Origin of the sequence: Rhodoferax sp. (assembly GCF_028689295.1) — a bacterium.
Lineage (GTDB): Bacteria > Pseudomonadota > Gammaproteobacteria > Burkholderiales > Burkholderiaceae_C > Rhodoferax.
Map to the genome: position 1 here is coordinate 56,706 of NZ_JAQTWL010000011.1, position 11,917 is coordinate 68,622.

Consider the following 11,917-nt stretch of genomic DNA (forward strand, 5'->3'; position numbering starts at 1 on the left):
CTTCACGTCAACGCCTGCGCTTGCGCCCCGTCTTGGAGTGATCGGCCAGTTGGCAGGCTTGGCGGTATGCCTGCAGCGTATTCTGGGCCAGGCCCAACACCGTGTCCGGCGCGTAGCCGCTGGCCGTGCCGGGCAGGCCGCTGGCTTGGCCGGTCAGCAATTCAATGCCTTCGCTCACATGCTCTGCCGTGTAGATGTGAAACCGGCCCTGCGCCACGGCTTGTGTCACATCGCCGGACAGCATCAGGTGGCGCCGGTTGCGCTGGGGAATCAGCACGCCCTGCTGGCCGGTGAGCCCGGCGGTATTGCAAATCCTGAAGAACCCCTCAATTTTTTCGTTGATGCCGCCCACCGGCAGCACCTCGCCGTGCTGGTTGACGGCGCCGGTCACGGCAATGCCTTGCTTGAGCGCCAGCCCGGACAGGCACGACAGCAGCGCGTACAGCTCGGCGCACGACGCCGAGTCGCCCTCGATGCCGTGGTACTCCTGCTCGAACACGAGGGTGGCATTGAGCGCCAGCGGCGCCTGGGCGGCAAAGAGGGTGGACAGGTAGCTTTGCAGAATCAGCACGCCCTTGTCGTGGATCGGGCCAGACAGCGCCACCTCGCGCTCGACGTTGATCAGGCCGTCCTCGCCGGCCGAGGTGTGCGCCGTGACCCGCACCGGAAAACCAAAGCGGTAGTCGCCCAGGTCGATCTGCGTCAGGCCGTTGATCTGGCCGGTCTTTTCGCCCTGCAGGCTGATCAGCCGCTCGCCGTCGGTGATGGTCTCCTGCATGCGCTGGTCGGGGTAGTTGTGACGCCACTGGCGCGCCTGCAACGCGGCGCTCACATCGGAGCCGTCCACTCTTGTGCCCGCGCGAGCCCTGCAAACCGCCGCTGATTCCATTACCAGCGCCTCCATGCGGGCAAAGGTGGCGCTTTGGCGCGTTTGGTCATCGACCTCGCGGTGCGCGTCCTGCAGCAATTGCGCCACGGCGGCGGCCGTGAAATGGGGCAGGCCCAGGCGCTGGCAGGTGTGCGAGACAAACACGGCAGAGGCGGCATAGGTTTGCGCGCTGGCGGCAAAGCTCTCGGCAAAATCCACCTTGACGCGAAAGCGCCGGGCGAACTCGGGATCGGCCTCCTGGAGCAGGTAGTACTCCTCGGTGGCGCCAATCAGCACGATCTTGACACTGATGTCAAGCGCCTCCGGCACCAGCGACACGCTGGCCATGGGGGCGATCATTTGCATCGGTTCTTCGATCTGCAAGCGCCCGGTGCGCGAAAAGCGGCGCAATTTTTCCCACACCAGCTCGTCGCTCAGCAGGTCGCGCACATGCAGCATGAGAAAACCACCGTGCGCCTTGAGCAGGCTGCCGGCGCGGATGCGCGAGAAATCGGTGAGCAGCACGTCCTCTTCGGCCTGGTACTCGATGCTGCCGAACAGGCTGTGGAACGAGGGGTTGTCTTCGATGATCACCGGCGCGCCACGCAATTCCTCATTGTCCACCACCAGGTTGACCCGGTAGCGCGCCAACACAGTGGCCAGTTCCTCCTGGCGCAGCTCGTCGTCCAGCCCGGCATCGGCATCGGCCACGCGAAAGGCGTCCAGGTTGTCCAGCACGTCCTGCATCACCCGGTCGAGGTAATGGCCCAGCTTGACCGCGTCCTTGATCTGCTTCTTGAGCTCCAGCTTTATCTCTTGCAACTCGTGTTCCAGCAGCGGCTTGATGGTCTGGCGCCGCAGCGCGGCCAGACCATCGTTCTTGAGTCGTTCAATGGGACGGATCCTGTCAAGGTAGCGGGCAATCTCGGAACGCAGTTCCTGCTCGGCCTGCTCGACCTGGGCGCGTTGCTCCTTGGGCAGCGAGCGCGCCTCGCTTTCGGTCAGCGCCCGGCCCTTGGCGCCCAGCAGGGTAAAGATCAGGTGCCCGTCCTCCCGGTACAGCGCAAAGTTTCTGGCCTCGGCAAACGCGTCGAGTTCGGCGTAGGCTTCGGATTCCTCCCGTTTATAGGATTTTTCAAGGTGCTCACTTTCGGCCTTGAAATCAGGGCCGTCAAGCCGTTGCGGAATCTCCTTTTGCAGCGTCTTGCTCATTTGTGCCATGAGCTGGCGCAGCAGCTTGCCCTGGCCGGGCGGCATGCGCAACGCGCGCGGCTTCTCTGGCGCGTCGAAGTTGTGCAGGTAGCACAGATCGGGTGGCACCGCCTTGGTGGCCGCCACCTCGCGCATCACCTGCTGCAGCAGCGTCGAGCGGCCGCTGCCGACCTCACCCAGCACAAACAGGTTGTAGTCGGGCTGGTCCATGGTCAGGCCAAAGCGCGCCGCGGTCTCGGCCCGCGCCTGCCCGATCCAGGGCAGCGGTTGCTGCAGCAGCTCGGAGGTGTCCGCGAAGCCGAGCGCTTCGGGGGCAATGGTGAGGGCCAGGTCAGATGGGGCCAGGTTGGCAAGGGCCATGGTTCGTGTCAGGAAGATGATCAGGCGCTCAGTCTTGATCCAATTTGCAATCAAAACATTGACATGTCGCATGCTTGTGTCAACTTGCTGCCGCCGTAGCGGCGCGACAGTGTTGCGGTCTAGAATGCTCCACATCTCAAAAACGGCAGGGAAACCAACGAACAACACTGAATGTTCACACGGCCTGATTCTCAACCCTCGACAGATAACGAGAAGTCGCTTCGCCAACGCGCCGAGGCGCACTTTGCCGAGCGGTGGGCGCGCGTGCCGGCGAGCGAGACCATGCGCACCGCCGAAGCCACGCAGCAGTTGCTTCATGAACTGCAAGTGCACCAGATCGAACTGGAGATGCAAAACGACGAGTTGCAGCGCGCGCTACAGGCGCTGGACAGGTCGCAGGCGCGTTATTTCGACTTTTATGACATGGCCCCGGTGGGCTATTGCACGGTCAATGCCGAGGGACTGATCAGCCAGGCCAACCTCACCATGGCGAGCATGTTGGGTGTCACGCGCGACAAGCTGATTCTTCAGAACATGCACCACTTCATTCAGCATGAAGACCAGGACAGCTTTTACCTGTTTCGCAAACAGTTGCTGGCGTACGGTGGGTCACTGGTGATCGAGCTGCGCATGTTTCGCGCGGATGGCGCGCTCTTTTGGGCCAACCTGGCCGCGATGGCGGTGCCCGGCGACGACGGCGCCACAATGCTGCGCCTGGTGCTGAGCGACATCACCGAGCGCAGGCAGGTGGCTGACAAGCTGCAACAGGCAGCCAGCGTGTTCAGGCATGCCGGCGAGGGCATTGTGGTGACCGATTCGCAGGGCAAGATCACCGAAGTCAATGAAGCCTTTTGCCGCATCACCGGGTATGCCAGCGCCGACGTTCTCGGGCACAACCCGCACCTGTTGAACTCGGGCCGGCAGAGCCCGGACTTCTACGTCAGGATGTGGCATGAACTGACAAGCTGCGGCTACTGGCACGGTGAGATCTGGAACCGGCGCAAGAACGGCGAGGTCTATGCCGAGTTGCTGACCATCAGCGCTGTGCGCGACGCCCAAGGCGAGGTGCAGCGTTATGTGGGACTGTTTTTTGACATCACAGGCATCAAGTCGCACGAGCAACAGCTTGTACACATGGCCTACTACGATGTGTTGACCGGCCTGCCCAACCGAGCGCTGAATGCCGACCGCTTGAAGCAGGCCATGGCGCTGGCGCGGCGCAGCGGAAAAAGCCTGGCGGTGGTATTTATTGACCTGGACGGCTTCAAGACCATCAACGACCGTTTTGGCCATGAGGCTGGCGACCTGTTGCTGGTCGATATTGCCCGGCGCATGCAGCAGGTGGTGCGCGAGGGTGATACGCTGGCGCGCATTGGCGGTGATGAGTTTGTTGCCGTGCTGGTCAACCTCGACAGCATGACGGCGAGCCTGCCGCTGCTGGAGCGCCTGCTCGACGCCGCCGCCCAAGCCCTGACCTATGGCGAGCAGCCGATTCAGGTTTCGGCCAGCCTGGGGGTCACCTTTTACCCGCAGGCCCAGGAGATCGAGGCCGACCAGTTGCTGCGCCAGGCCGACCAGGCCATGTACCAGGCCAAGCTGGCGGGCAAAAACCGCTACCAGTTGTTCGATGTCAAGCAGGAAGCCAGCCTGCGCGACCTGCACGAAGACCTGGTCCGCGGGCGCCAGGCCCTGCTCGAGCACGAATTTGTCTTGTACTACCAGCCCAAGGTGAACATGCGTAGCGGCCAGCTGGTGGGCGCCGAGGCGCTGATTCGCTGGCAACATCCCACCCGCGGGTTGCTGCCGCCGGCTGCGTTCTTGCCGGTGTTTGAAGATCACCCGCTGGCCGTTGAGGTGGGTGAATGGGTGATCGACACCGCCCTGACCCAAATCGGCGCGTGGCAGGCCCAGGGGCTGCAACTGCCTGTCAGCGTGAACGTGGGTGCCTACCAATTGCAGCAGCCGGACTTTGTGGTGCGCCTGGCGGCCCTGCTCGCGGGCCACCCCGAGGTGCGCCCGGCAGATCTGACGCTGGAAATACTCGAAACCAGCGCCTTGCAGGACGTGGTCTATGTGGCGCAGCTGATCGAGACCTGCCGCCAGATGGGGGTGAAGTTTGCCCTCGATGACTTTGGCACCGGTTACTCTTCGCTGACCTATTTGAGGCGCTTGCGGGTGGCGCTGCTCAAGATCGACCAGAGCTTTGTGCGCGGCGTCATCGACGACCCGGAGGACCAGGCGATTCTGGAAGGCATCATCCGGCTGGCCGGTGCCTTTCGCTGCGCGGTGATTGCCGAGGGCGTCGAAACCATCGCGCACGGCACCCTGCTGCTGCAAATGGGCTGCGAGCTGGCGCAGGGCTTCGGGATTGCGCGTCCCATGCCCGCGGCCGATCTGCCCGCCTGGGCCGCCAGTTGGCAGCCCGAAGCCGCCTGGCGCGAATAACGGCTGTCGTTGACGCAGCCTGTGTGCGCCAGCGCACAGAACAGCCGGACTGGGCCGGGCACCATGGTCAATCTGGAAAATACTGTTCCAATCGAGGCCGGACAACAAGGAAAAAACCATGCCCATGACCGTTGATATTCTCAAGGCACGCATCCTGATCGTGGACGATCAGCCGGCCAATGTGCAATTGCTGGAGCAGCTGCTGGCCGACGCCGGCTATACCCAGGTGACCTCGACCATGAAGCCCGAGGAAGTCTGCGCGCTGCATCGCCAAAACGCTTTCGATGTGATTTTGCTCGACCTGCAAATGCCGGTGATGGACGGTTTTCAGGTGATGGAAGGGCTCAAGACCAGCCTCACCGACGACTACCTGCCGGTGATCGTGCTGACCGCCCAGCCCGGTCACAAGCTGCGCGCCTTGCAGGCCGGTGCCAAAGACTTCATCAGCAAGCCGTTCGACCTGGTCGAGGTCAAAACGCGCATCCACAACATGCTCGAAGTGCGCCTGCTGTACCGCAAGCTGGCCGACTACAACAGGCTGCTCGAAGCCACCGTGGCCGAGCGCACCGCCGAGTTGCGCGAGAGCGAGGCGCGTTACCGCAGCCTGACCGAACTGGCCTCGGACTGGTATTGGGAGCAGGACGAGAATGGCCAGTTCAGCAAGGTGTCGGGCCCGGTGCTGGAGATGCTGGGCATTCAGGTGGAGACGCTCAATGGCGACAAGAAAAGCATGCTGGTGAGCGGCTGGAACGAGGCCGAGCGCAACAAGCTGCGCGCCACCATTGCCGAGCGGCAGCCTTTTCTGGACTTTGTCTTTCACCGCGTCAATGCCGATGGCAGCCAGCAGACGTTTCAGGTCAGCGGCGAGCCCATGTTCAACAGCAACAGCCGCTTTGTCGGCTACCGGGGCATCGGCGTGGAACTGACTGCCAGATCATAAATAAAACAACATAAACCCGACCATGCCATCACTTCACAACCCCAGTCAAAATCACCTGCTGGCCGCCTTGCCGCCAAAAGACTTTGAACTACTGGCAGCGCACCTGGAACTGGTGCCGCTGCCCCTGGGCCAAATGCTGTACGACCCCGGCACCCAGATGCGCCACGCTTTCTTTCCCACCACCTCCATCGTGTCGCTGCACTATGTGACCGAAACCGGGGCGTCAGCCGAGACCGCTGGCGTGGGCAACGAAGGTGTGGTGGGCATTTCATTGTTCATGGGCGGCGACACCACGTCCAGCTCGGCCGTGGTGCAAACTGCTGGCCAGGCTTACAGGCTGGATCGCCATGTGTTGAAAGAGGCGTTTGACCAAGGCGGTGCGCTGCAGCGCCTGCTGCTGCGCTACACCCAGGCCCTGATGACGCAAATGGCGCAAACCGCCGCCTGCAACCGCCACCATTCGGTCGAGCAGCAACTGTGCCGATGGCTGCTGCTGACGCAAGACCGCCTGCCCGAGCGCGAGCTGGTCATGACACAGGAACTGGTGGCCAGCATGCTGGGCGTGCGCCGCGAAAGCGTGACCGACGCGGCCGGACACCTGCAAATCCTGGGATACATCCGCTACCGCCGCGGCCACATTGGCGTGCTCGACCGTGCCGGGCTGGAGTCACACGCCTGCGAATGCTACGGCGTGGTCAAAAAGGAAATCAACCGCCTGCTCAGTGACGTGCGCCACCGGCAAGTCTGATTAGTTGGGGTCAGAGCACGTCGCTTCGCGAGTGGTCTGACCCGCAAGACCTCTAATCAGTTGGGGTCAGAGCACGTCGCTTCGCGAGTGGTCTGACCCACAAGGTCTCAGTAGCGCTGCGCCACACCGTTGTCGATGCGCACGCTGTCGCCGACACGGATGTCGTTGTTGGCGGTTTGCGTCAGGGTTTGGTAGCTGCCGTTGTTCAGGCGAATTGACAACTGGTAAACGTTGCCCTGCTGGGTCTGGTTGCGTTTCTCCAGCTCATGGCCGACGTAGGCGCCACCCGCCGCACCCAGCACGGTGGCAGCCGTGTTGCCCGTGCCACCGCCCACCTGGTGACCCAGAACCCCACCCACCACGGCGCCGACAATGGTGCCCGCGCCAATGGGGGCGCTGGGGCTTTCCTGTTGCACCAGCGCAATGGATTGCACCACGCCATACTGCGTGTAGGAACTGGTGTTCTGCTGCGGGTAGGCCGTGCCCGCGTTGGTATTGGCGAGTGGGGTCGTGCCGGCGCAGGCGCCAAGCATCAAGGTACCCACCACAGCGGCAAGCGCTGTCAATTTGTTCAATGTTTGCATTTTCATACTCCGGTTAGTGTTTGATCGTCATCTCGTTGTTGATGCGGATCACGCCCTTGATGCTGCCAGCCACGGCGAGGGCGCGGTCAATTTGCGGCTGGTTATTGACAAAGCCGCTGAGCTGGACGATGCCGTCACGGGTCACGGCGGCAATGTCGGCGCTTTTGACGCTGGCGTCAGCCATCAGGGCGGTCTTCACCTGGGCGGTGATGACGGCGTCGTCGATCTTGGTGCCGATCGTGGTGGGCGCACCCTTGAGGTTGACGCCGTTGCTGACGCTGATCACGCCGGGCACGGCGCGGGCAATGGCCACCGCATGGTCGATTTGGGTCTGGTTATCGACAAATCCGCTCAGCATCACTTCGCCCTTGCGGGTTTCGACCTTGAGGTCGAGGCTCTTGATGTCGATGTTGTCCAGCAGCGCCGCCTTGACCCGGGTGGTCAGCAGGCTGTCGTCAATTTCAGTGCCGATGGTGGTATTGGCCGACGGGGCGCGAATTGGCTCTTCTGCCTTGCTGCAGCCCGCCATGTAAATCGTCATCACACCGGCCAAAGTGGTGCTTGCAATGCGCAGGCCAAGAGGGTTTCGTGTCATCTGTTCTCCAGTTCTTCAATCGTTGAAACAAAGGCCACTGTCGCTGGATGGCGAGATTTTTTCTGTGCGATAGCGAACGCTTGAGATGAAAAAGATTCTCCCTACAGCAAGCGCCCCCAATGCTGCGCCAGCCACTCCTTGACCTTGAATTCCAGCGGCCGTCCGGCCCAGGCTTGCGGCGTGATGCGCTGTGAGGCGTCCAGGTCCTGCTGGTGCATGGCCTGCATCCTGGCGGCAAATTCGTGCCCCAGCACCACCGCATTGACCTCGTCGTTGTCCAGAAAGCTGCGCCAGTCAAGGTTGGTGGAGCCTACCGTGGACCAGACACTGTCGATCACGGCGGTCTTGGCGTGCAACAGGGCGCCCTGGCGCTCGAAAATTTGCACGCCGCCGGCCAGCAGCTCGGCGTAATGGGCGCGGCCGGCGTGAAACACCAGCTCGGAATCGGAGTAGCTGGGCAGGATCAGTTGCACCTGCACCCCGCGCGCGGCGGCGTCGGTGAGCGCCTTCAGCAATTGCGGGTCAGGCACAAAGTAGGCGTTGGTCAGGTGGACCGTTTTTTCGGCATTGCCGATGGCCGAAATCAGCGTCAGGTAAATCAGGCTGTAGGGATCGTCGGGCGTGCTGCCAATGGCGCGCACGATGTCCTGGCCCTGCGGTGCGAGCTTGGGGAAATAGGCTTTGGCGGCCAGCGCCGGGCCATGCTGTTTTTCCCAGGTCTGCAAAAAGAGCTTCTGGAATTCCGCCACCACCGGGCCCTCAATTTGCAAGTCGGTATCGCGCCACACCACGCCGTCGGTTGGTGACTTGAGGAGGCGTTGCAGCACCGCCGACCCCGAGGTATAGACATTGCTGATGTTGATGCCGCCCAGAATGACGGAGCGGCCATCGACGATCAGCTGCTTGCGGTGATCCCGGTTGTTGATTTGCCAGGAGCCTTTGGCGGTGAGGGGATTGACGGGGTTGAACTCCAGTACCGCAATGCCGGCTTTTGACAGACGCTCAAAAAATGCCCTGGGCGTGTTGATGGCGCCCACGCTGTCATAGATCAGGTTGACCTGCACGCCGCGCGCCTGGGCTTGCATCAACAAGTCGGAAAACTCCTGCCCGGTGGCATCGTCTTCGATGATGTAGGTCTCAAGGTTGATGTGGTCCTTGGCCTGGCGGATGGCACCGAACATGGCGGCGTAGGTGGCCGCACCGTCCTGCAGCAGGCTGACCTTGTTGCCCAGCACGAGAGGGCTGTCGCTGATGGCCTGCTCCAGTGCCATTTGCTTGTCCAGGATGTCGATGTCGCCCGATTTGCCTTGCAGGGACGCCAGGATGGCGGCGTTGCGCTTGGCCGACACCGGGCCGCGCGCGGTCTCGAAGTTGGCCTCCTGCGCGCTGTGGCGCTCGATGAGGGCATCGGTGTCGGGCAGGGTGGCGCAACCCACCGTGCCCATGCTGGCCAGCAGCACCAGCAACAGTTGATTGAGAATTTTCCGCATCATTTTTTCCCCTGTAGCCATTTCACACAATCGCTGTCCTGGCCCGGTCCGGCATCGATCAACGGGATCAGGGCCAGCAGCGGGTTGATTGCGCCCAGTGCCAGGGCGCCCAGCGCGCGCGCAGCCATGCGGGTTTGATCGACCTTGATGATGGGCTTGGCGAAATTGCCACCAATATGGATCGGGCTGCGCAGCGACAGCGGGCTGGTGTTTTTGGTTTTTTGGGTCAGGGTCAGATCCAGTTTTTCCTGCGCCAGGTCGATGCTGCCACTGCACAGCAACGTGGTCACTTCGGTGTCGAGCAGCAAGATGTTGGCGTGCATAAAGCCGGATTTGACATCAAACTTGGCCACGGCACAGCTTAATTTGATTTGTTTGTCGCCGGAGAGCGTCAGCCGGAAAATTTCCCAAAGGTGCACGCCGGCTTTTTCCATCGCCATCTGACTGATCTGGCCACCCGACACCAGCAGCGCGACCGAGCCATCGGCATGGGCCAGCATGCTGCCCACCGAATTGCCGCTGCCGGCAAGCGCGATCTGGCCACCGATCTGGCTGGTGCTGGCCTTGCCTTTTTGATCGGCTGGCAGCAATTTGGCCAGGGCCAGCCGTTTGAGTCGTAACTGGGCCTTGGCCGCAATCGGGTTGTGGCGGCCGTCCAGCGTGATGGCCGCATCCAGGTGTCCGCCAGCCACGCCAAACTGGAGCGGGTCCAGCGTCAGCACCGAGTTCTTCAGGCTCAAATGGGCGGTGAGGGCTTCCAGCGGCATGTAACTGGCCTGGCGCGTCGATTGGGCGCTGAACTTGACGTCGGCATCGACCGTATCCCAGTGCTCAAATTTGAAGGGCATGTCAGGAATCACGCGCTTGGCTCTGGGCGTGACTGCCCCGGCGGCGCCGGTCTGGGTCACCGCCTTGATGGCGGCTTCCAGATGGCCGGGGCGTGCGCCAATGACCGGGCCCAGGTCCTCCAGCGTGAGTCGGTTCGAGACCAGGTCAGCCGTCAGCAACGGCCGTTTGCCACCGGTTTCAACCTGCCACCATCCGGACAAGTCGCTGGTGCCCACGCGCCCCGAGAATTCGTCGTAGCGCAGCGTGTTGCCCTTTCGCACCAGATGCCCATGGGCGACATAGTCGCGCGTGGCGGGCAGGGCGATGCCGGTCAGGGTGAAAAGTTGGTTCAGGTTGTCGCCACTAAGCGCCAGCTGCATGTCGATGGCCGAAAACTTGAGCAGGCTGGTGATATGGCCCTCAGCCTGAACGTGGGTGTTGCCCACCGTGGTGTCGATGGTCAGGCCGAAGGGTGTGCTTTCGTCGCGCAAGGCCAGCACCGAGTCACCCGTGCCGTTGGCGATGAGTGGCAGGCCTTTGTATTTGCCTTCCGCTTTGAACGAGACACCCGCTGTCTGCTCCCCGTCGGCAGGCTTGGCCAGGGTCGAGAGTTCGGCGCGAATGCTGGTTTTGCCTGCCGCGTCGTCGTAGCCAATGACGCCCTGGTCGAGCGTGAGGCGGTCGATGGCGACGCGGGCGTTTTCGTCCTTCTGGTCGCGGTCCAGCAGCCAGGTCTTGCGGCCATCGGCCCCAACTTCCAGAAATACCACGGGTTTGACCAGGTGCAGGTCGGATAAGGACAGGCGCTGCGCCAAGAGTTGCGGCACGTGGATGGAAAACGCCACTTCTTCGGCCGTCAGCATCTGCGCTTGCGCCGCCCAGGCCGGGTTGGCGAAGCTGACCTGACGGGCTTGTACGCGCGGCCAGGGCCAGCCAAAACGGACATCAAGGTCACCCTGGATCAGCAGCACCCGGCCGGTTTGCCCGAGTACCTTTTGCTGCAGCGGCGCACGCAGCCAGTTCCAGCCGAACACGGCAACAAACAGGACAGCCACGATGACGAGTGCCAGCACGGCACTGAGCATCCATTTGAGCGCACGCAGCAAGGTCATGGTGAGAATTGCAAAGGGAATATCTGCAGGGGTTGAGTTGTTGGCAACGAACGCCGGGGGGCCAAAATGAAGCCCCGTGATCCGATAGGCAGATCCGGGGCTTTGAGCTTGTGGGTTAAGCCCAGGCGCAGGTCGATTTCACTGCTACTTCTTGGAAAACCACGCATCGGTGGCTTTGCGTTCCCATTCGCTGATTTGTTTTTCAGCGTCATCTTTGGCAACGCCGTAGCGTTCCTGAATTTTGCCGGCGAGTTGGTCCCAGTTCATGGTGCGTCCTTTATGGTGTGTTGAAAAAGCTCAGTCGTGTGCCTGGATCAGGCTCAAGGACGGATGGCGATTTCGTTCTTGACCAACTTCACGTTGTTGACACCGCGGGCGATGTTTTCAGCTGCGCTTTTTTCAGTGGCGCTTTTGGCGAAACCTGACAGCATCACGGTGCCGTTCAGGGTTTCCACGCTGATGGAGGAGGCGCTGACCAGCTTGCTTTCGGCCATGCGGGCTTTCACCAGAGTGGTGATGCCGGCGTCATCGACATAAGCGCCAACAGTTTCCTGGCCGCGACTGACAGCGCAGCCAGCGGTGGTGAGCAGGGCGGCGGCCATCATGGCGGCGACGAGAGTGGTTTTGATTTGCATAGAAAACTCCAAAGGATATTGATGGTGAAAGCCCCACCACCGATGGGCGAAACGCCGGGCCGATCCCGGTCGATGACTTGACTTTACGAGTTGGCAATTT

At 62.0% G+C, this 11,917-nt stretch carries 10 protein-coding genes; 3 read left to right on the forward strand and 7 right to left on the reverse strand.

Annotated elements, in window-relative coordinates:
• Window positions 1-7: 7 nt before the first annotated feature.
• Window positions 8-2,440 (reverse strand): ATP-binding protein, encoded by a 2,433-nt coding sequence (locus PHF15_RS10875; RefSeq protein ID WP_300121073.1) that lies wholly within the window; start codon window positions 2,438-2,440, stop codon window positions 8-10.
• Window positions 2,441-2,611: 171 nt separating this feature from the next.
• Here PHF15_RS10875 and PHF15_RS10880 point away from each other — a divergent pair, with 171 nt between their 5' ends.
• The 3 genes from PHF15_RS10880 (at window position 2,612) to PHF15_RS10890 (ending at window position 6,573) form a co-directional block, all read left to right on the forward strand.
• A complete protein-coding gene (locus tag PHF15_RS10880) occupies window positions 2,612-4,885 on the forward strand; it encodes an EAL domain-containing protein (RefSeq protein WP_300121075.1) in 2,274 nt (757 codons plus the stop codon).
• 118 nt (window positions 4,886-5,003) lie between these two features.
• The gene (locus PHF15_RS10885; RefSeq protein WP_300121077.1) at window positions 5,004-5,825 is read left to right on the forward strand and encodes a response regulator; all 822 of its coding nucleotides are present in this window, start codon (window positions 5,004-5,006) and stop codon (window positions 5,823-5,825) included.
• A gap of 22 nt (window positions 5,826-5,847) precedes the next feature.
• A complete protein-coding gene (locus tag PHF15_RS10890) occupies window positions 5,848-6,573 on the forward strand; it encodes a Crp/Fnr family transcriptional regulator (protein ID WP_300121079.1) in 726 nt (241 codons plus the stop codon).
• Window positions 6,574-6,680: 107 nt separating this feature from the next.
• On the opposite strand, the gene PHF15_RS10895 is transcribed toward PHF15_RS10890, so the two are convergent.
• The 6 genes from PHF15_RS10895 to PHF15_RS10920 form a co-directional block, all read right to left on the reverse strand.
• Window positions 6,681-7,157: a glycine zipper 2TM domain-containing protein gene (locus PHF15_RS10895; protein WP_300121081.1), complete on the reverse strand. Its 477-nt coding sequence runs from the start codon at window positions 7,155-7,157 to the stop codon at window positions 6,681-6,683.
• Window positions 7,158-7,170: 13 nt separating this feature from the next.
• Window positions 7,171-7,752: a BON domain-containing protein gene (locus PHF15_RS10900; protein WP_300121083.1), complete on the reverse strand. Its 582-nt coding sequence runs from the start codon at window positions 7,750-7,752 to the stop codon at window positions 7,171-7,173.
• A gap of 101 nt (window positions 7,753-7,853) precedes the next feature.
• A complete protein-coding gene (locus tag PHF15_RS10905) occupies window positions 7,854-9,245 on the reverse strand; it encodes a phospholipase D-like domain-containing protein (protein ID WP_300121085.1) in 1,392 nt (463 codons plus the stop codon).
• Window positions 9,242-11,182, reverse strand: a complete 1,941-nt coding sequence (locus PHF15_RS10910; RefSeq protein ID WP_300121087.1) for an AsmA family protein — start codon at window positions 11,180-11,182, stop codon at window positions 9,242-9,244. Before PHF15_RS10910 ends, PHF15_RS10905 begins: the two co-directional genes overlap by 4 nt.
• Before the next feature lie 144 nt (window positions 11,183-11,326).
• Window positions 11,327-11,449: a hypothetical protein gene (locus tag PHF15_RS10915; protein ID WP_300121089.1), complete on the reverse strand. Its 123-nt coding sequence runs from the start codon at window positions 11,447-11,449 to the stop codon at window positions 11,327-11,329.
• Between the two features lie 53 nt (window positions 11,450-11,502).
• On the reverse strand, window positions 11,503-11,817 hold the full coding sequence (locus PHF15_RS10920; RefSeq protein ID WP_300121091.1) for a BON domain-containing protein: 315 nt from the start codon (window positions 11,815-11,817) through the stop codon (window positions 11,503-11,505).
• Between the last annotated feature and the right edge of the window lie 100 nt (window positions 11,818-11,917).